A 20,562-nucleotide genomic window follows, 5' to 3' on the forward strand; every position below is an offset into this window, starting at 1 on the left:
AAAATAAAAACCCCTTTCTAGAAAGGAGTTTTATTTTCTAATGAATAAACTTACTTAGCAATAAGTACCCATAAAATATTATTATAACTTATTTCTCTTTTCTACACGAGTTAACAATAACATACCTACTAAAAAAAAGACACCCAAAAAAATGATAGCATTACGCATACTCCCCGTGTATTGTGCTACAAAACCATAAAGAAAGGTTCCAATTACAATTCCTATTTTTTCCGCCACATCATAAAAACTAAAAAAAGATGCAGTATCTGTTGTTTCTGGAATAAACTTAGAATAGGTAGATCTAGATAATGCCTGTATACCCCCCATTACCATACCTACACACCCAGCTGCAATATAAAAGTCCATAGGAGTAATAACAAAATATGCATAAATACATATTAGAACCCATAGTGCATTTACTACGATTAAAGTTTTTATATTCCCAAATATTTTGGATGCTCTGGCCGTTAATGTTGCTCCTAAAATAGCTACTATTTGTATTACAAGAATACTAACAATTAACCCTGTAGTACGCTCTGTATCTGTCCCCCAATTAATTTCTTCTTCTCCAAAATAAGTAGCAATAAGCATTACCGTTTGTACTGCCATACTGTACACAAAAAAAGCTATTAGATATCGCTTTAACTTTACCTCATCTCCTAATTGACGCCAAACTAATTTTAATTCTTTAAACCCATTAAGAATAACATTCTTTTTTTCTCCTTCTTTTTTATTCCCCGTTGGAAGATGATAAAAAGTATACTGTGCAAAAATTATCCACCAAATACCTACACTTAAAAAAGATACTTTCATAGCCTCTATAGAAGCATTATTTTTTGCTAATTCTTTTGCTGCGTTTATCTCTGACTCCACCCCTCCTTGCATTACACTCTCTGGTATACTTAAATCAAATCCAAAAAAACTGGGTTGCATTACCATTGCTAAATTCACTATTAACAACAATACACTTCCTATATACCCCAAAGAGAAGCCTTTTGCACTAACAGCATCTTGTTGTTCCTCATATGCAACATCTGGTAAATAAGAATTATTAATTGCAAAACTTACCCAAAAACCAACTAATCCAAAAAAATAACACGCTAAGCCTACATATATATTTTCTAAAGAAAACCAATATAAACCCATACAAGATATTCCTCCTAAGTAACAGAAGAATTTCATGAATATTTTTTTATTTCCTAAATAATCCGCTACCCCAGAAAGTAAAGGAATTATTATAGTTATAAATACAAAAGCCGCAGATGTAGTATAGCTAATTAATGGTGCTCTGGCTATTTCTCCGCCAAAAACAGCAACTTTTTCTATACCTTCCATCCTAAACAGAGCTCCATAAAAAATTGGAAATACTGCAGAAGAAATTACTAAACTATAAACAGAATTAGCCCAGTCATAAAAAGCCCATGCATTTAATAATTTTTTACTCCCTTTTAATGCTATTGTTTTTGCCATATCTAGTCTAAAAAAAAAGACCATTCTTTTTTAGAACGGTCTTTAAATATACAATTATAATATTATTTTTTATCTAAAAGTTGTAACTCCAAATTTTGCTGCTTCTTGCTTTGCTAGAGGAGCCCATTCTGTTAAATTAGCGATCCTAGTATCGTTAGATGGGTGTGTACTCATAAATTCTGGTGGCGCTTCTCCTCCACTATTTGCTTTCATTCTTCTCCATAAATCTGCTGCCTCAGATGGGTCATAACCAGCAATTGCCATTATTTGCAAACCTATTCTATCTGCTTCTGTTTCATGACTCCTACTAAAAGGCAACATAACTCCTAGCTGAGAGCCAATACCATATGCTTGATTAAACATATTTCTCTTTTGTTCATCTTGTATTGCAATATTACCCGCAACTGCGACACCTTGTTGTATTGCTCCAGCACTCATACGTTGCGCTCCATGATCAGCTAAAGCATGAGCAACTTCATGCCCCATTACAACAGCGATTCCTCTTTCCGATTGTGTAATTGGCAAAATCCCTGTATAAAAAACTATTTTACCACCTGGCATACACCATGCATTTACAGTTGCATCATCAACCAAATTATACTCCCATTTATAATCTTTTAAATAACCCGGGTATCCATTTGCAGTTAACCAACGTTCTGCAGCAGAAGAAATACGCTGTCCAACTTTGGTTATAGTATTGGCATCTGCAGTACCTTTAATAACCTTATTTTCTCCTAAAAAACTATCATACTGCGCAAAAGCAGTTGGAAATATTTGACTATTAGGATAAAAATTTAAAACCTTTTTACCTGTAAAAGGGTTTGTTTTACATGCTGTTACTCCTAAGAAAACAACAAGAATTAAAATTATTTTTTTCATGATATGTAGTGTTTAGTATTTGGAAAAATACAAAAAAATTATTTCCCCTTAATATTCAACCCTGTAAAATCTTTACTAATTATAATAGAATTGGTTTCATTATGTTTTATATCGTTTAGAAAAACTATTTCATTGTCTATGGATACTTCCTTTATCTTAAAAGGCAAACCATGTAAATTTAACTTAATAGTCTCATAAGATGTTATATAGGTACCACTTTTAAATTGTTGTATACTTAACTGAGTTTCTTTACCAACTAATTTAAAGTTTCTAAGGCTGTACCTCCCTTTTGCATAATCATACCCATCTTGCGCATCTTCATAAACCGTAGAATTCTCCGTACCAAGTTTATAATATACATCTATTACTAATTCTTTAATTTCTTTTTCCCCAACATATTGTTGCACTGGGTATTTAGGAATCATAGCCCCTTCTTTTATAAATAGGGGTATTTTATCAATATCTGCTGCAACCCATTTTTCTGTACCTCCATCCACAACTTCTTCTGTCCAAAAATTAAACCATTTACCTCTAGGAATGTACATTCTTCTTCCTTTTGCATTTGGTTCTTGCACTGGACAAACTAGAATATGTTCTCCAAATATAAACTCATCTGTTCTAAAATGTGTTTGCGAATCTTCTTGATCAAAGTATGCCATAGATTTTAACATAGGCATTTTCTCTTTAGAATATTTCCAAAACATGGTATACAAATAAGGTAGTAATTGATACCTTAACTCTATAAATTTACGCACAATATCTGTTACTTCTGGATCAAAAGACCAAGGTTCCTGATCTCCATGATCCCCACTAGAATGCACTCTACAAAAAGGGTGAAATACTCCCAATTGAATCCATCTAGCAAAAAGTTCTCCATTTGGTTGTTCTGCAAAACCACCTATATCTGAGCCCACAAATGACATACCGCTTAAACACATACGTTGCATTTGCACATTTGCAATCCATAGGTGTTCCCATGTTGCAACATTATCACCTGTCCAAGTAGAAGAATATCTTTGCGTTCCAGAATAAGCTGCCCTAGTTATTACAAAAGGTCGTTTTGGATATACATGTTTTTTAACACCTTCGTAAGTAGCTCTAACCATTTGCATTCCATAAATATTATGTGCTTTTCTATGGCTGCAAGGGTTTCCATCATAATCATGTCTCATATCTAAAGGTGCCGTTTTCCCAGGCACTTCCATTATAGCAGGTTCATTCATGTCATTCCACATTCCATGAACTCCCACTTCAGACATCATTTCTTTATACAATTCTGCCCACCATTCTCTTACTTCTGGATTAGTAAAGTCTGGAAAATTACATTTACCAGGCCATACCTTACCATTCATATAAGGGCCATCTGCTCTTTTACAAAAATAATCCTTCTCCATAGCTTCTTGGTATACCCAATAATTTGGATCTACCTTAATTCCTGGATCTATCATGGTTACGGTTTTAAATCCGTCTTCATATAACTCATCAACCATACGTTTTGGGTCAGGAAATTTTGTTTTATCCCAAGTAAAACATCTAAACCCATCCATATAATCTATATCTAAATAAATAGCATCACAAGGGATCCGTAAATCTCTAAAACTTTTAGCTACTTCTTTAACTCTGCTTTCTGGATAATAACTCCATTTAGATTGGTGGTACCCTAATGCCCATAAAGGGGGTAATTCTGGGGTCCCAGTTAAATCTGTATAACCACGTACTACTTTAGGCATATCTGGCCCATAGAAAAAATAATAATTCATTTCTCCTCCATCTGCCCAAAAACTAGTAGTATTTCTCCTTTCATGAGAAAAATCAAAATAGGATTTAAATGTATTGTCAAAAAATATTCCGTAAGCCTTGTTATTATGCAACCCTATGTAAAACGGTATTGCTTTATATAATGGATCTTGGTCTTTTCCATAAGCGTATTGATCCGTAACCCAATTATGTACCCTTTTCCCTTTTAAGTTAGAATGTGTAGCCTTATCTCCCATACCATAGAAGCTTTCAGAACTTTGGGTAATTTTACTCATTTTCACGACATTACCACCGTACTTATAATTTTCTTCCCAATGAAAACCAATCTCATCTTCGTTTATAATATTACCTTCTAAATCTGAAATTTGAGTTCGCATGGTATTTTTATCTACTAAAACCTTTAACTTTTCAGTTTCAATGATATACTCTGTATCTTGTTCTCTTACTTCTAAAACATTGTATCCTTTATTAGCATCTTCACTTATTGCGTATGAAAAATCGGGCTCAAAAATATAATCCGTTGCATATCTAAATCTTAACACGCTATCTCTTAAAACAGTAATTTGTAGTACTACACCATTTTCAGATGTAAAAAACACCTTATCTGCATCTTGTTTTAGAGATACAATTTTATTTGGATATAAATTTCCTTTGTATTCTAATTCTGTGTTTGTAATCATAGCAATTCTATTTTAATACTGACAAAAAAAAGACTTTAACGCTTAATAATAAAAACTTATTATTACCTTTTTTTAACTATAACGATATAATCATTTTTTTTATTGAAAAATAACGATTCCTAAAGGAGGAATAGTTATTTCTATGGATTGTTCATGGGCGTGCCACTTCTTTTTCTGAATTTTCACTTCATTATTTTTAATACCGCTACCGCCATACTTTTTTGCATCGCTATTAAAAATTTCTTTTATTTTTTCCTTCTTTGGAATTCCTATTCTATAATTCTCTCTAGTAATTGGGGTAAAATTACAAGCGATAAAAATATCATTCTTTGTATCATGTCCTTTTCTTATATATGTAAGTATAGAGTTCTCGTGATCCCCATAATCTATCCATTGAAAACCCTCTGGACTAAACTGCTTCTCATAAAGCGCTGGATATTCTTTATAAATTTTATTTAAGTCTTTCACAAAACTTTGCACACCAGAATGCACATTATATTGCAATAAATGCCAGTCTAAACTTTGCTGAAAATTCCATTCCGAAGATTGCCCAAATTCTCCACCCATGAATATTAAATTTGCTCCAGGGTGCGTATACATATATCCAAAGAGTAATCTTAGATTTGCAAAACGCTGCCACTCATCTCCTGGCATACGATATAGTAATGATTGCTTACCATAAACTACCTCATCATGAGAAAATGGTAACATAAAATTTTCTGTAAAAGCATAGGTCATGCTAAAAGACAAATCATTCTGATGGTGTTTTCTATAAATAGGTTCTTTTTTAAAGTACTCAAGTGTATCATGCATCCATCCCATCATCCATTTCATACCAAATCCTAACCCCCCTAAGCTTACTGGTTTAGAAACTCCTGTAAATGCAGTAGACTCTTCTGCTATTGTTTGCACTCCTTCATAGTTCTCATAAACCGCCTGGTTTAATTCTCTAATGAAAGATAAAGCCTCTAAATTTTCATTATTACCATATATATTTGGTTCCCACTCCCCTTCCTCTCTGGAGTAATCTAAATATATCATAGAAGCAACAGCATCTACTCTTAGAGCATCTGCATGAAATTGATCTAGCCAAAAAAGAGCATTGCTTATTAAAAATGCACGTACTTCATTTCTTCCATAATTAAAAATTAAACTTTTCCAATCTGGATGATACCCCTTTCTTCTATCTGGATGTTCGTATAAATGAGAACCATCAAAAAAGCCCAATCCATGCGAATCTTCAGGAAAATGAGAAGGTACCCAGTCTAAAATTACCCCTATATCATTTTGGTGAAACTTATCTATAAGTAATTTAAAACCTTCTGGCTCTCCAAATCTAGAAGTTGGTGCAAAATATCCTGTAAGTTGGTATCCCCAAGAAGGATCATACGGGTATTCCATTATTGGCATAAATTCTACATGCGTAAATCCCATTTCTTTAACATAGGACACTAAATCGTCTGCTAATTCTTCATAGGATAAAAACTTATTTTCTGCTTTCTTTTTCCAAGATCCTAAATGTACTTCGTAAACAGAATACGGTTTATCTAGACCGTTTTTTTCTTTTCTATACCCCATCCAATTTTTATCTTGCCAGGTATACTTTTTGTCCCAAACTATAGATGCGGTTCTTGGTGGATGCTCACAGTAACGAGCAAATGGGTCGGCTTTCTCTGTAACCGCCCCATGATTATTAGAAAATATTTTATACTTATATATTTCCCCATGATTAACATTTGGGATAAATCCTTCCCAAATACCGCTTTCATCCCATCTTACATTTAATTGATGTTCTCCTTCACTCCAATTATTAAAGTTACCAATTACCGAAACTGTTCTAGCAGTTGGTGCCCAGACCGCAAAATAAGTACCTTTTACTCCATTTACCTCTATAACATGAGACCCTAATTTCTCGTATAATCTATAATGTTTTCCAGATTTGAATAAATTGATATCAAAATCTGAAAATAAACTATGGGCAATAACATTTGGCATAATTATGTAGTATTTATCGTAAATCTAAACAACTTTTAACAAATAACGTAGAATTTAAAATGATAGTTAAACACAAGATTTTATCTTTATGTTAAAGTATTTCTTTTTTTAAGTTGGAACGCTTTTTGATAAGTTTGTTTTAACAAATTAAACAAAATAATCTACACTACTAATTTAAAAGTATTATTATGAAAAAAATAGGAGCTTATATCGGAGTCTTTTTAAGTTTATTTATAATTGCCTGTGAAGGCCCACAAGGACCTCCTGGTTTTGATGGCTTTGACGGTGAAGATGGGATTGATGGTTCTATTTTTGAAGCAGAAGCTTTTGAAATTAATGTAGACATGACATTAAATTCTGATACAAATACCTATGAATACCTAGCAACTAATTATAGTAATGGAATAACTGTTTTAGAAAGTGATGTTGTTCTCATATATAGATTAGAAGAGGTAGATAACGGAGTAGATATTTGGAGACAATTACCACAACCCATTATTACTGAAAATGGAACTTCTTTTTATAATTTTGATTTTACAGCAGGTGATTATAGTATTTACTTAGAGCCAGAATTTGATGCAAACCTTGTACCTATAGATTTAACAGACAATCAATGGTTTAGAATAGTCATTATACCTGCTAAGATTCTAAACAGCAGCAATCTAGACAAAACAAATCTTTCTTCGCTTTTACAAAACATTGGAATAGAAGAAAATGAAATTGAAAAATTTGAGTTAAAATAAGTTTAATATAAAATAGCCATTTTTCTCTGAAAGGTTTGTAGTTTATACACGTCTACTAATAGAAAAGAAAATATGTATCTAAAAATTATAGCTGTATTATTTTTTGTAGCTACCAGCTGCAAAGGAATTTCTCAAAAGAAAGAGGACAAAAAAGAGACTTATAAAGTTTCTAAAACAGATGCAGAATGGAGAAAAGAACTTACAGATATGCAATACTATATTCTTAGACAAGCGGGAACAGAACCTGCTGGCACAAGTAAACTTCTACATAACAAAAAAGAAGGCGTTTATGTATGTGCAGCTTGTAGCACCCCACTATTTAAAAGTGAAAATAAATTTAATTCTGGAACAGGATGGCCTAGTTTTGATACTGAAATAATAGGAAATGTAGCTTTTGATGTAGATTATAAAATTGGATATGAAAGAACAGAGGAGCATTGTGCAAACTGTGGCGGTCATTTAGGACATGTTTTTAATGACGGACCCAAAAACACTACCGGAGAAAGACATTGTATAAATGGAGAGGCATTAAAATTTATCCCAAAAAAATAATCTAATAAAAAATAAAAGCAGCTATAATAAGATACTATTTAATCTTGCTATAGCTGCTTTTTTATTTCCTATTTCTCTTTGTGCCACGTAACACATATTAATTTAATTTTGAATTATATCTTTTCAGTTTGGTTTCGTACTTTTGCTATTCAAATTTTATATAAAAAATAGATATATGAGCACTTTTGATGTTATTGTTTTAGGTAGTGGACCTGGAGGTTATGTAGCTGCAATTAGAGCCTCTCAATTAGGGCTTAAAACTGCTATTATAGAAAAAGAAAGTCTTGGTGGCATTTGTTTAAATTGGGGTTGTATACCTACTAAAGCTTTAATTAAATCCGCTCAAGTATTTGAGTATCTTAAACATGCAGAAGATTACGGACTTAAAGCAGATAATATTGATAAAGATTTTGATGCTGTTATAAAACGTAGTAGAAATGTTGCAGATGGAATGAGCAAAGGGGTTCAATTCTTAATGAAAAAGAACAAAATTGAAGTAATTAATGGTTTTGGAAAATTAAAACCAGGTAAAAAAATTGATGTTACTGCAGAAGATGGCTCCGTTACAGAATATGCTGCACAAAATATTATTATCGCAACTGGTGCTCGTAGTAGAGAGCTACCAAGCTTACCTCAAGATGGAAAGAAAATAATAGGATACAGACAAGCATTAAGCCTAGATAAACAACCAAAAGAAATGATAGTTGTTGGTAGTGGTGCTATTGGGGTAGAGTTCGCTTATTTCTACAACGCAATGGGAACTAAAGTTACTGTAGTAGAATACCTTCCAAACATTGTTCCTGTAGAGGATGAAGACGTTTCTAAGCAATTAGCACGTAGTCTTAAAAAATCTGGAATTAAAGTAATGACATCTGCCGAAGTTACCTCTGTAGACACTTCTGGAAAAGGTGTAAAAGCCACTATAAAAACTTCTAAAGGAGAACAAGTTTTAGAGGCCGACATAGTTCTTTCTGCTGTTGGTATTAAAACCAATATAGAGAATATAGGATTAGAAGAGGTTGGTATTGCTACCGATAGAGATAAGATTTTAGTAAACGATTTTTACCAAACAAACATTCCTGGTTACTTTGCTATTGGAGATATTACTCCTGGTCCAGCTTTAGCACATGTTGCTTCTGCAGAAGGTATTCTTTGCGTAGAAAAAATTGCAGGAATGCATATTGAAGCTTTAGATTATAGCAATATTCCTGGTTGTACTTACTGTTCTCCAGAAATTGCCTCTGTAGGTCTAACAGAAAAGGCTGCTAAAGAACAAGGCTTAGATATTAAAGTTGGTAAATTCCCTTTCACGGCAAGTGGTAAAGCTAAAGCTTCTGGTACTCCAGATGGTTTTGTAAAAGTAATTTTTGATGCTAAATATGGCGAATGGTTAGGTTGCCATATGATTGGTGCTGGTGTTACGGATATGATTGCAGAAGCTGTTGTTGCTCGTAAATTAGAAACTACTGGCCACGAAATTTTAAAAGCTGTACACCCACACCCAACTATGAGTGAAGCTGTTATGGAAGCCGTAGCAGATGCTTATGACGAAGTAATACATTTATAAAATTAAAATAAATTCAGAGCAGCAATACCTTCTTGTTATTGCTGCTTTTTTATACAATATACTTATGCTTAAAATATTTAGACTTACAGCCATTTTAGAAGGTATCTCTTATTTACTTTTATTTGGACTAACCATGCCTCTTAAATATTTAGCAAACATTCCAGAGCCTAATAAACTTGTAGGTTACGCCCATGGCTTTCTTTTTATAGCTTACGTTATATTAGCTATTATTTTTTGGTTCGAAAAAAAATGGAGTATAAAACGCTTATGTATATTACTAATAGCATCTCTACTACCTTTTGCTACTTTTTATGTTGATAAAAAGTATTTAAAGAATTTATAAAAAAGCTATTATATTATTTAGCAATTAAATCGCAATACCAGAAAGAAGTGTCCCAGGAAGGGTCTTCTACAAAACAATCATCATCATTCTTTGAAGAGGTATAGTTTTTAAGAACTTTTTCTCCAATAGTAAAGTCTATTGGATTTTTAAAAATTGGACCATCATATACAAAAGTATGAAACTCACCATTTTCCCCACAAAAATCTACATTTTCTGGCAAATCATTAATAAAGCTTTCATCTACAATTCTACCACAAAAAGAAACATCTAATACTTTTGCATTAACGCAAACCGTAATTGCCTTATAACCTTTCTTTAAAAACTCTTGCAATAGCTTTTTCGTGTCTTTTTTCCACAATGGAAATACAGCCTCTACTCCTACTTCTGCTAATTTTTCTTCTCTATATGCACGCAAATCTTCTAAAAAAATATCTCCAAAAAAAGCATATTTAAAACCTTTACTAGTTAGGTTCTCCATAACCTTTTTCATAGCGCTATTATAGCTTTGCAAACTAACATTACCAGCTAATTCTATTTTTTCTAAGGGAATACCTATAGCTTTTGCTTGTTGTTCTAACAAATTTATAGACAAGCCATGCATAGAAACTCTATTAAAATCTGTATTTACAGTAGTTACAAGTTTAGATATTATATATTCCTTACTTGCCAAAACTTTATCTAAAGCAAGCATAGCATCTTTGCCACTACTCCAATTAAAATAAGCCTTTTTCAATTATAAAAAACTCTGGATTGCTAAATCATAACTCTGAAGTCCAAACCCTAGAATTACTCCTTTTGCTCCTGAAGATATATAGGAAACATGCCTAAAATCTTCTCTTTTGTGCGTGTTAGATATGTGTACTTCTATAACAGGAGTTTCCACAGCCTTAACAGCATCTCCTATACCTACAGATGTATGCGTATAAGCCGCTGCATTTAAAACTATACCGTCATAAGAAAAACCTACTTCTTGTATTTTTCCTATAAGCTCTCCTTCTATATTAGATTGATAATACTCTAATTGAACAGTAGTAAATTTAGATTGTAAGACCTTAAAATATTCTTCAAAAGTTTGCTTCCCATAAACCTCAGGTTCACGCTTTCCTAACAAGTTTAAATTAGGCCCATTAAGTATTAGAATTTTCATAACATAAAAATACAAATAATTATGCCTTGCAATGAAGAGAAACTACATCATTATTTAATAATATTGAAAATTAAAAAAGAAATAGATATTCTAAAATAACTGAAGAAAATTGAACATCATCATTAACAACAAAATAAGAAATATTAACCTCATTAGTACCATCTCTAAGATCCATACCTAAAGAAGGTCTAAAATAAAGTGCTCCTTCATTTCCTTTGTCAATACCAATTGCATAACCAATATCACTTCCAAATTTAAAACCAACATTTTTTCCAGGATATATTCTTAATGAAGCTCCTAATGGTATGTATTGAAGGTTATCAAATCCTGACTCTGTAGATACGCTTCCGCTAGGTACTTCTTTCTCTCCAAAGGCATTAAAAAAACCTGTTGTAACTCCAATATCTAATGCTTTAGAAACTCCCCAATGATGGTACATATCTACACCTAATCCAAAACTATAATCTTCAGAAAAGTCTCCTATTACCAGTCCTCCGTTTAGGCCTGCTCTAAAATTTGTTCGGTCTACATTTCGTTGGGCACTTAATGTTATTGTTACAAAAGCGAATAATAAGATAAATACATTTTTTTTCATGATTGGTTTATTTATAGAGCTGTAAATATAATTGCAACATACCCTATTACCGCATTTTTGTTGTGAGTGTTAAAAATATAGTGGTAGAACTACAAACTAAGTAGTTTATATTTATTTTAAAGCATAAAAAAAGCAGGAAAAAATTCCTGCTTAATTAATAATTTATTGTTATTATTTACAAAAAGTAAACTGCAGATAGTTGTAGTACTCTGTTTTTAGATTTTGTGTCCTTTATGGCATTTATAAAACCAGCGCTAAATCTTAATTGAAAATAAAAATTATCATCTAAACGGTATCCTGCTCCAGCACCTAAACCAAAATCTATTGTATTAGATTCTAAAAAAGTGTTTGTACCACCGCCGCCAAAGCTATTACCATCTAAATTATCAGCAAACAACACTCCAATATGAGGGCCTGCTTCTATATATAATTCATCCCAAACATTATATTTTGCCATAACAGGTACTGTTAAATACCAAAAGTTTAAATCGTCCTCAAAAAAACCTCCACTACCTTGTAAAGAAACTAAAGCTTCTGGTTGTATAATTATCTTATCACTAAAAGGAACTTCTAATACCGCTCCTAAATGAAAACCTGGCTTAGAATCATAACTATACCTAGAATCTCCTCCTAAAGAAGAAATATTAAGACCTACTTTACCACCAAATTTAATATCGCTAGAAGAAGATGATGTTGTTCCTTGAATTACTTGAGCATTCATTTGCATAAGTCCTAAACTTAAAAATGCTACTAATACATAAATACTTTTTTTCATATCATTAGTGTTTTTTAATGAGTCCCAAATGTACATAATTATGCGCATTTGAATAAAAAAGCATCTTAAAATATGTATTACTTTATTCCAAATAAATGTGGCATTCTTAACATTATAAAAAATTAATAGGTTAAGTAGAATAAAAAGTGGATTACTATCTTTACTATTATGAATTGGAAACAGGCCTTACAAGATTTTGAACATTATCTTAAGCTAGAAAGAGGGCTATCTGCTAATTCTATTAAAAATTACATTTTAGATGTAGAAAAACTAACTCTTTTTCTTGCCACATACAACTTAAAACCACTGCCATTAACCATAAATAAAGAAACCATACAACAGTTTGTTTATGAAGTTGCCAAAGTGGTAAATCCTAGATCGCAAGCAAGAATAATATCTGGTCTAAAAAGTTTTTTTAATTATTTAGTTTTTGAGGATTATAGAGAAGACAATCCTATGGATTTAATAGAGTCTCCAAAAATTGGAAGAAAATTACCAGACACTTTATCTGAAGAAGAAATAAACGATTTAATAGGTGCTATTGATTTAAGCAAACCAGAAGGAGAACGTAACCGAGCAATTATTGAAACTCTTTATGGTTGCGGGTTACGTGTTACAGAATTGGTAGATTTAAAAATTTCTGATTTATATTTTGATGAAGATTTTATTAAAGTTACTGGCAAAGGAAATAAACAACGCTTTGTACCTATTAGTACTATAAATAAAAAATACATCTCTATTTATAAAAAAGAAATACGAACCCACTTAGATATAAAAAAAGGCTTTGAAGATACTTTGTTTTTAAACCGTAGAGGTAGGCAACTAACTAGAGCCATGATATTTACTATAGTAAAACAATTAGCAGAAAAAATAGGGCTGCATAAAAATATAAGCCCGCATACGTTTAGACATTCTTTTGCTACACATTTATTAGAAAATGGTGCAGATTTAAGAGCTATACAGCAAATGCTTGGCCATGAAAGTATTACTACAACTGAAATATATATGCATGTAGACCGCAGCCATTTAGCAGAGGTTATGCATAAGTTTCATCCAAGGAATTAAAACTTAAATACCACCTAATGTAAACAATTTAGGTATAGTATAAACTCCCTGGATATTAGTATTTGTTTGTATTTGTTGCCTTGCTTCTAAAAACAAATTCTCATGTACATCTACCCTTACTCCATAAGAATAATTAGAAATAAGTTTAGGGCTCTTTTGCCCCATTTTAGATTCTTCCAATATTATTCCTAGCCCTGTAAATGCATAACTCTTATTTGTAATATACTTTTTTGCAGTTATATCAAATTTAGAAACATTAGCTAATATATAGTTATCATAAAATCCTCTAAGTTCTATTTGTAAACGAGAATCTATTTTGTAACCTAAATCAAAATAAGAATGTGTATCTCCATTGGGGAGCAAAGGATAAGACCAACTATGCAAACTAACTTTTTTATTAAGTTCTTCTTTTTGAGAATAGGATAAAAATGAAATAAGGCACAAGGTAAAGCCTAAAAAATATTTCATATAATTTGCTTATTGGTCACCAAATATAACGTAACCACTTACAAAAAATAAAACACTTAACCACTTTAACAAGATGTTTAACATTAATCTTTAAACTGACTGTAGTCTCTATTATATGGTCTAATTATTAAACGAGCTTCACGATCAAAACGAATATAGTTATACACCCAATTTATGAAGACAATGGCTCTGTTTCTAAATCCTATTAAAAAAAACAAATGAACAAACATCCATACAAACCAAGCAAATATTCCTTGGAATTTAAAATTTTTAGTGTCTGCCACAGCTTTATTTCTTCCTATAGTAGCCATACTGCCTTTATCTTTATAGGCAAAAGGTTTTAAATCTTCCCCATCTAATAAACGCACTAAATTTTCTCCTAAGTTTTTCCCTTGTTGTATTGCTGGCTGCGCCATCATTGGGTGTCCTCTAGGCGTATCTTTATTTTCTATACATGCAACATCTCCTATTGCAAATATTTCTGGATAACTTGGTATTTGATTAAATCCATTTACGCGTATTCTATTACCGCGAGCTAATAATTCTTCCGCGTCTATCCCTTTTATGGTAGACCCCATTACTCCTGCTGCCCAAACAACCGTTGCACTATTAAAAATAAGGTCTGTTTTTGTAGTCACCGTCTTACCATCATAACTAGTTACTCTAGTATTTGTCCAAATTTCTACACCCAATTTTTCTAAAAACTCTTCTGCTTTTTCAGAGGCCTTTTTACTCATACCAGGTAAAATACAATTACCACTTTGCACTAAATTTATTTGCGCTCTTCTTGTATCCAAATCTGGATAATCTTTTGGCAAAACCCCTTTTTTAATTTCTGCTAATGCACCAGCTAGCTCTACTCCTGTAGGACCGCCACCAACAATAACAAAATTCATTAATGCATCTCTCTCATGCATTTCATCTGTTAATAAAGCTTGTTCAAAATTTTCGAGGATTAAACTTCTTAAATTTAAGGATTGAGGAATGCTTTTCATTGCCATTGCATTTTTCTCTATCTCTTTATTACCAAAAAAATTAGTCTCAGAGCCTGTTGCAATAACCAAATAATCATACGTTAAGTTTCCTATTGTTGTTATAATAGATTTTTCTTTGGGCAATATTTCTTGTACTTCTGCCAATCTAAAATAAAAGTTAGAATAGTCTTTTAAAACTTTACGTATTGGATATGCAATGGAATCTGGCTCCAAACCTCCTGTAGATACTTGGTATAATAAAGGCTGAAATGTATGGTAATTATTCTTATCTAAAAGAACTACTTGAACATCTTTTTTACTTAATTTTTGTGCTAGTGATAAACCACCAAAACCTCCTCCTATAATTACTATTCTAGGACAACTTAACTTAGGAATATTCATAGATAAAGATATAATGTAAAATTAAGAATTAACCGTATAGAAAACTAAAAAACAATGTAGGCATTTTCTATTTATAATTACATAAACAAGTATACTCCTCCATAATAATATTTGCAATAAATAATATTTTAAATTTATCTTGTAACAAATTAATACTATTACATACTTATATTAAAACAACCTACCAACCAAAGAGTGAATAAAGAATTGGAACACCAATTTGTGACGGATTTACAGAACAATCAAAACATTGTTCACAAAGTTTGTACGTTATATACAAATAATAAAGACGCGCACAATGACCTTTTCCAAGAAATAACTATACAATTATGGAAAGCTTATCCAAAATTTAGAGGTGAAGCTAAATTTAGTACCTGGATGTATAGAGTTGCTTTAAACACTGCTATTACGCTATATAGAAAATCTAAACGAACCATTAGGACCCAAGATTATGATTCTGTTATTTTTAAAATAAAAGCAGATGAATACGATGCAACAGAGGAAGAACAATTAAAATTAATGTATAAAGCTGTAAAGCAACTTGGAGATATTGACAAGGCGTTAGTTTTTATGTATTTAGAAGACAAAGATTATAAAGAAATTTCTGAAACTCTTGGTATTTCTGAAGTAAATGCAAGAGTAAAAATGAACAGAGTAAAGAAAAAATTAAGAACCATATTGAACCCCTAGATGATGATGGACGAACTGGAACTATTAAAAAAAGACTGGCAAAAAAGGGATAAAGATATTCCCCAACTGTCTTATGAAGATATACATAAAATGACATGGAAAAAATCTTCCTCGATTGTTAAATGGATTTTAATTATAAGTATTTTAGAATTTACATTGCCTCATTTACTATTACTTATTCCTGCCTTTCAGGATAGTATGAGTATTTACGATACATTAGGTTTTAAAAAATATTTTTACATAATTTCTGCAGTACAGTATACTGTTATCCTATATTTTATTTATCAATTTTATAAAAGGTATAAAGAGATTTCTGTTTTAGAGAATGCAAAAGTTTTAATGCAGAAAATAATTAAAACTAGAAAAACAGTAAAAAACTATGTTATTTTTTCTCTTTCCATGATATTATTTACCGTATTATTAATGATTGTTGGTATTTATATTAGTGAAGACTTTGTACAAAACATATCAGAATTTAAAAACACTAAAAGAGATTTGCCACCAGAAAAAATTAAAATTGCTTTAATGGTTGGCGTCGGAATTTTTGGCACTTTACTCACCCTTTTTATGGGTGCTATTTATTTTCTACTTTATGGAAGACTGCTAAAAAAGCTAAAGAAAAATTACAACAAATTAAAAAAATTAGAAGTTTAAAATTCTCGTTGTTTATTCTCTTCTTCTATTGCTTTTAAATCTTTTTTAGAAATTACCTTTAAGAAAGAAGGATGCTGCTCTATTGCATATTCTAGTTTTTCTATAATAGAATCAAAAGATTCGTTCTCATAGTCTATTTCTAAAGGTTCTTTAATTACCATAGATTGTAAAATACCTTTCTTTTTTATTCGTAACCCCTTTTTATCAAAAGACCGTCTAAACCCATCTATAACCACAGGGACTACAATTGGCTTGTATTTTTTTATGATATGCGATGTTCCTTTACGTAATGGTTTCCATGGCGTTGTTGTTCCTTGCGGAAAAGTTATTACCCAACCATCCTCTAAAGCTTTTCCTATACTAGAAATATCACTCATTTTAACTTGCCTATTAACATCCTTTCCTTCGGACCTCCAAGTTCTTTCTACACTAATAGAACCTGCGTAAGCAAAAACCTTTGTCATTAGGTTTTTCTTCATGGTTTCTGCAGCAGCAATGTAATACATGTTTAATTTAGGTTTCCAAATATACCCAAGGTTTTTAATCGTATTTTCTCTACCACTTAAACTAGCGTTAAAAACATGAAACATAGCAACAACATCTGCAAAGTAAGTTTGATGATTACTTACAAATAATACATTCTCGCCTGGTAAGTTTCTTATAATATCGGAACCCTCTATTTCTAATTTATTAAAACGCTTATATCTTTGGTGCGTAATTAGCGCCATTATACGAATAAGCCACTTTTTTATAAATAATATGTGCCCAAAAGGATTTCTTTTAAATAAACTCATAGAAAGCAAAATTACAAAATAAGCTCTTACAACACCTTCTTTAAGAGTTCTTTAATCTCCGAGAGCATCATTGCAGTGGCTCCCCAAACCACATAACCATTTAATTTAAAGGCAGGTACCCTAATAATTTTAGCATAAGAAGTTCGTAAATCTTCTTCCACTATTTTAGTATCATCCATAAAATCTGTAAGAGAAACCTCTACTACTTCTTCTACTTCAGATTCTTGTAAAACAAAAGGCTCCTCGTTTTCATACAAACCAATAAAAGGTTGCACTTGAAAATTACTAGGAGGTATATATACTTTGGTTATAGGTTTTACTACTTCAATTTTATCTTCTGGAACCCCAACTTCTTCATAAGTTTCCCGTAAAGCAGTATCTAAAATTGTAGCATCTTCTTTTTCTTCTTTACCTCCAGGGAATGCTATTTGGTTAGAGTGCACCCCTTTGTACGTTTTTCTTAATATTAAAAGGATAAAAGTTTGTCCTATAGAGTTTGGATAAAAAAGAGCCATTACACCAGCCTTTCTAGGTTTCCTTTTTTCTAAATTTTCTTTTTTTAACTCCTCTAACCTTGTCGCAGGCATCATTTTATAATGAGAAGATTCTCCTGGAAGAGTTAAATCTTTTATTTTTGATACTTGTTGTTTAAAAATTTTATAATCCATGTTATTTAAAAAATATATTTCTCTACTAACATTGCTTCTTCTTTTAATAGGGTGTAATGAGAAATCAAAAAATAATGTTACGAATAAAACTACAAAAGAAATTGTTATAGATTCTGTTGTAATTGATTCTTCCAAAATAAAAACTAAAGAAGAAAAATTTGAACTTACAGAGGATAACGCAATAGATTTTTTCTTTAATTACAATAAAACGCTAACAAAAAATAAAGTAAAGATAACCACTAATTTAGGTAGTTTTACAATTCAATTATTTGCAAACGTTCCTTACTATAAAGCTAATTTTATTTACCTAACTAAAAAAGGATATTTTAACAATACACAATTTCATAGAGTTGTAAAAAACTTTATAATTCAAGGAGGAAACTCAGACGACTTAGCTACCTCCAAAAAAAGAAAAAAAATTGGAAGATATTTGCTTCCTCCAGATACCAGAAAAGGACACAAACACCATAGAGGAGTAGTTTCTATGCCTAGCAGCGAAATAAACAATCCGCATATGCTAGCATCTCCATACGAATTTTTTATAGTAGTAACAAAACCAGGGTCTTACCACCTAGACGGAGAATACACTCCTTTTGGAAAAGTTATTCAAGGAATGGATATTGTAGATAAAATAAACAACCAAAAAGTTGGTAAAGGAGATTGGCCGTCATCTAACATTTATATTACAAAAGCTGAAGTTATAGAATAATATTAAATTATTATGATCTATAAATATTAGGCAATGAAATTTTATATTTTACTGCTAAAATTCGTAATGAAATTATTGAAATAATAGACGCAACAAAAGCATAATCTACTTTTAAAGGTGTTAATAGAAGTAAAAAATATATGGCTCCGCCCAAAATACAAACTGTTGCATATATTTCTTTTCTAAAAATAACAGGAATTTCATTACACAAAATATCTCTAATTACTCCTCCAAAACTAGCTGTAATAGTTCCTAAAGCAATACACATTATAGGTGTTAACTCTGCAGATATTCCTTTTTCTATACCAATTAATGTATAAAAACCTATTCCTATAGTATCAAACAAAAAAAGTGATTTTCTAATGTATTTAAGTTTGTTAACAAACAAAATAGAAACAATAACAGTTACTGCAATTGTTACCATATAAACAGGTTCTTTAATCCAAGTAACAGGCACACTACCTATTAGTAAGTCTCTTACAGTGCCGCCACCAACAGCAGTAACAAAGCCTATTATAAAAACTCCAAATAAATCTAGCTTTTTTTCCATTGCAATAAGCACACCAGAAATAGCAAAAGCTATGGTCCCCAAAATATCTATAGCTAAATAAAACATTGTGTAAAACTAGTGCTTATTTATATTATTTACTTAAAAAATATTGTGCTTGTATTGCAGAAGACAAACTACGAGAGCCTGTATTAGTATAAGTAATTTTTAAATTAGAAATAGAACTTCGTTTTTTAAAATTAACAGCATAACAACTACATGGTCTACCTCTCCCCCTTCTTCTATTAGAGTTTAACAAAAATTCTAATGCTAATCCAGATACCATACCACCAAGGGTTGTATAAGCTACATCGCTATTATCCCAAACACCATAATCTGCTTTATCCATAGCTTCTTTTACAAGGCCAGCTGCCAAAGCACTTCCTACTGCACCAGCCCATGTCCATTTTCTATCGCCTTTAAATATTTTATTTGCAGTATATCCGCCTACAGCCCCTATTGCTATTCCTGCTGCAAAATGTTTTGGGCTACTACTATCTGCAATCTGTGCATTACTTTTAAAAAAAATAACAAGGATAAAAACTAAAAAAATATTTTTCATAATTTATAAATAGGGAAACATTAAACTATTCTATAAAACGAACAAAAAACAGTTTCAGTATTCACTATTTTTTAAACCCCTGACACATTGTGTCATTCCCTAAAACTAAGTTTGCAATTCAATAATCTAAAAAAACAACAATTATGACAAATGCAATTAACTGGTTTGAAATTCCTGTAGACAATTACGAAAGAGCTAAAAAGTTTTATGAAACAATTTTAGGAGCTACTATCACAGACCATCCTATGCCTATGCCTGGTAACTATGGTGTTTTTTCTTATAATGCAGAAAGCAATTGTGTTGGAGGAGCAATTATTAAAGCTGAAGGTTACAAACCATCTATGGAAGGTTCTTTAGTATACTTAAATGGTAGTGATGATTTAAGTGTTGCTTTAGCCAAAGTTGAACCAGCAGGAGGAAAAATAACTATGCCAAAAACAGATATTGAAGAAAATGGTTTTATTGCTCATTTTATAGATACTGAAGGGAATAAAGTTGCTTTACACTCTATGGAATAATTAAAAA

At 31.4% G+C, this 20,562-nt stretch carries 23 protein-coding genes; 9 read left to right on the forward strand and 14 right to left on the reverse strand.

The genetic code is table 11. The annotated features are described in order from the left end of the window. Nucleotides 1-81: 81 nt before the first annotated feature. The 4 genes from Q0820_RS09050 to glgB all read right to left on the reverse strand — a co-directional run bounded on the left by Q0820_RS09050 (nt 82) and on the right by glgB (nt 6,782). Nucleotides 82-1,470, reverse strand: coding sequence for an MFS transporter (locus Q0820_RS09050; RefSeq protein ID WP_298487131.1), 1,389 nt, complete (start codon nt 1,468-1,470; stop codon nt 82-84). Nucleotides 1,471-1,539: 69 nt separating this feature from the next. Continuing rightward, the gene (locus Q0820_RS09055; protein WP_298487132.1) at nt 1,540-2,349 is read right to left on the reverse strand and encodes a M48 family metallopeptidase; all 810 of its coding nucleotides are present in this window, start codon (nt 2,347-2,349) and stop codon (nt 1,540-1,542) included. 38 nt (nt 2,350-2,387) lie between these two features. Continuing rightward, nucleotides 2,388-4,787: a glycoside hydrolase family 31 protein gene (locus Q0820_RS09060; protein ID WP_298487134.1), complete on the reverse strand. Its 2,400-nt coding sequence runs from the start codon at nt 4,785-4,787 to the stop codon at nt 2,388-2,390. A gap of 99 nt (nt 4,788-4,886) precedes the next feature. Beyond that, nucleotides 4,887-6,782: a 1,4-alpha-glucan branching protein GlgB gene (gene glgB, locus Q0820_RS09065; RefSeq protein ID WP_298487136.1), complete on the reverse strand. Its 1,896-nt coding sequence runs from the start codon at nt 6,780-6,782 to the stop codon at nt 4,887-4,889. Nucleotides 6,783-6,970: 188 nt separating this feature from the next. On the opposite strand from glgB, the gene Q0820_RS09070 reads away from it, so the two are divergent. The 4 genes from Q0820_RS09070 (at nt 6,971) to Q0820_RS09085 (ending at nt 9,987) form a co-directional block, all read left to right on the forward strand. After that, entirely contained in the window at nt 6,971-7,525 is a 555-nt protein-coding gene (locus Q0820_RS09070) for a collagen-like protein (RefSeq protein WP_298487138.1), read from the forward strand. A 72-nt stretch (nt 7,526-7,597) separates the two neighbouring features. Continuing rightward, nucleotides 7,598-8,077: a peptide-methionine (R)-S-oxide reductase MsrB gene (gene msrB / locus Q0820_RS09075; protein WP_298487140.1), complete on the forward strand. Its 480-nt coding sequence runs from the start codon at nt 7,598-7,600 to the stop codon at nt 8,075-8,077. A 175-nt stretch (nt 8,078-8,252) separates the two neighbouring features. Then, the gene (lpdA, locus tag Q0820_RS09080) at nt 8,253-9,644 is read left to right on the forward strand and encodes a dihydrolipoyl dehydrogenase (protein WP_298487142.1); all 1,392 of its coding nucleotides are present in this window, start codon (nt 8,253-8,255) and stop codon (nt 9,642-9,644) included. 64 nt (nt 9,645-9,708) lie between these two features. Beyond that, nucleotides 9,709-9,987, forward strand: coding sequence for a DUF3817 domain-containing protein (locus Q0820_RS09085; RefSeq protein WP_298487143.1), 279 nt, complete (start codon nt 9,709-9,711; stop codon nt 9,985-9,987). A gap of 13 nt (nt 9,988-10,000) precedes the next feature. Here Q0820_RS09085 and Q0820_RS09090 read toward each other — a convergent pair whose 3' ends face one another. From Q0820_RS09090 to Q0820_RS09105, 4 genes are all read right to left on the reverse strand, one after another. Then, nucleotides 10,001-10,720, reverse strand: a complete 720-nt coding sequence (locus Q0820_RS09090; protein WP_298487144.1) for a diphthine--ammonia ligase — start codon at nt 10,718-10,720, stop codon at nt 10,001-10,003. Continuing rightward, entirely contained in the window at nt 10,721-11,134 is a 414-nt protein-coding gene (aroQ, locus tag Q0820_RS09095; protein WP_298487146.1) for a type II 3-dehydroquinate dehydratase, read from the reverse strand. 70 nt (nt 11,135-11,204) lie between these two features. Next, complete coding sequence (locus Q0820_RS09100) at nt 11,205-11,729, reverse strand: hypothetical protein (protein WP_298487148.1); 525 nt, start codon at nt 11,727-11,729, stop codon at nt 11,205-11,207. 175 nt (nt 11,730-11,904) lie between these two features. Continuing rightward, the gene (locus Q0820_RS09105) at nt 11,905-12,504 is read right to left on the reverse strand and encodes a porin family protein (protein ID WP_298487149.1); all 600 of its coding nucleotides are present in this window, start codon (nt 12,502-12,504) and stop codon (nt 11,905-11,907) included. A gap of 168 nt (nt 12,505-12,672) precedes the next feature. On the opposite strand from Q0820_RS09105, the gene xerD reads away from it, so the two are divergent. After that, nucleotides 12,673-13,569, forward strand: coding sequence for a site-specific tyrosine recombinase XerD (gene xerD / locus Q0820_RS09110; protein WP_298487151.1), 897 nt, complete (start codon nt 12,673-12,675; stop codon nt 13,567-13,569). A 3-nt stretch (nt 13,570-13,572) separates the two neighbouring features. On the opposite strand, the gene Q0820_RS09115 is transcribed toward xerD, so the two are convergent. Together Q0820_RS09115 and Q0820_RS09120 are read right to left on the reverse strand one after the other, a co-directional pair. Continuing rightward, complete coding sequence (locus Q0820_RS09115) at nt 13,573-14,037, reverse strand: hypothetical protein (protein ID WP_298487153.1); 465 nt, start codon at nt 14,035-14,037, stop codon at nt 13,573-13,575. A gap of 83 nt (nt 14,038-14,120) precedes the next feature. Beyond that, nucleotides 14,121-15,413, reverse strand: a complete 1,293-nt coding sequence (locus Q0820_RS09120; RefSeq protein ID WP_298487155.1) for an NAD(P)/FAD-dependent oxidoreductase — start codon at nt 15,411-15,413, stop codon at nt 14,121-14,123. A 195-nt stretch (nt 15,414-15,608) separates the two neighbouring features. Here Q0820_RS09120 and Q0820_RS09125 point away from each other — a divergent pair, with 195 nt between their 5' ends. Both Q0820_RS09125 and Q0820_RS09130 read left to right on the forward strand, forming a co-directional pair. After that, complete coding sequence (locus tag Q0820_RS09125) at nt 15,609-16,103, forward strand: sigma-70 family RNA polymerase sigma factor (RefSeq protein WP_298487157.1); 495 nt, start codon at nt 15,609-15,611, stop codon at nt 16,101-16,103. 3 nt (nt 16,104-16,106) lie between these two features. After that, complete coding sequence (locus Q0820_RS09130; RefSeq protein ID WP_298487159.1) at nt 16,107-16,757, forward strand: hypothetical protein; 651 nt, start codon at nt 16,107-16,109, stop codon at nt 16,755-16,757. Here the strand turns inward: Q0820_RS09130 and Q0820_RS09135 are convergent. Both Q0820_RS09135 and Q0820_RS09140 read right to left on the reverse strand, forming a co-directional pair. Continuing rightward, a complete protein-coding gene (locus Q0820_RS09135; RefSeq protein WP_298487160.1) occupies nt 16,754-17,551 on the reverse strand; it encodes a 1-acyl-sn-glycerol-3-phosphate acyltransferase in 798 nt (265 codons plus the stop codon). The genes Q0820_RS09130 and Q0820_RS09135 overlap by 4 nt on opposite strands. 26 nt (nt 17,552-17,577) lie before the next feature. Further along, nucleotides 17,578-18,219, reverse strand: a complete 642-nt coding sequence (locus tag Q0820_RS09140) for a CoA pyrophosphatase (RefSeq protein WP_298487162.1) — start codon at nt 18,217-18,219, stop codon at nt 17,578-17,580. Here Q0820_RS09140 and Q0820_RS09145 point away from each other — a divergent pair. Further along, nucleotides 18,218-18,928: a peptidylprolyl isomerase gene (locus Q0820_RS09145; RefSeq protein WP_298487164.1), complete on the forward strand. Its 711-nt coding sequence runs from the start codon at nt 18,218-18,220 to the stop codon at nt 18,926-18,928. The two genes, Q0820_RS09140 and Q0820_RS09145, sit on opposite strands and share 2 nt — an antisense overlap. A gap of 10 nt (nt 18,929-18,938) precedes the next feature. On the opposite strand, the gene Q0820_RS09150 is transcribed toward Q0820_RS09145, so the two are convergent. Together Q0820_RS09150 and Q0820_RS09155 are read right to left on the reverse strand one after the other, a co-directional pair. Continuing rightward, nucleotides 18,939-19,544, reverse strand: a complete 606-nt coding sequence (locus Q0820_RS09150; protein WP_298487166.1) for a trimeric intracellular cation channel family protein — start codon at nt 19,542-19,544, stop codon at nt 18,939-18,941. 25 nt (nt 19,545-19,569) lie between these two features. Further along, entirely contained in the window at nt 19,570-20,037 is a 468-nt protein-coding gene (locus Q0820_RS09155; protein WP_298487168.1) for a hypothetical protein, read from the reverse strand. Between the two features lie 143 nt (nt 20,038-20,180). On the opposite strand from Q0820_RS09155, the gene Q0820_RS09160 reads away from it, so the two are divergent. After that, nucleotides 20,181-20,555 (forward strand): VOC family protein, encoded by a 375-nt coding sequence (locus Q0820_RS09160; protein ID WP_298487170.1) that lies wholly within the window; start codon nt 20,181-20,183, stop codon nt 20,553-20,555. Nucleotides 20,556-20,562: the final 7 nt, after the last annotated feature.

The organism is uncultured Maribacter sp., assembly GCF_947495965.1.
GTDB lineage: Bacteria > Bacteroidota > Bacteroidia > Flavobacteriales > Flavobacteriaceae > Maribacter_B.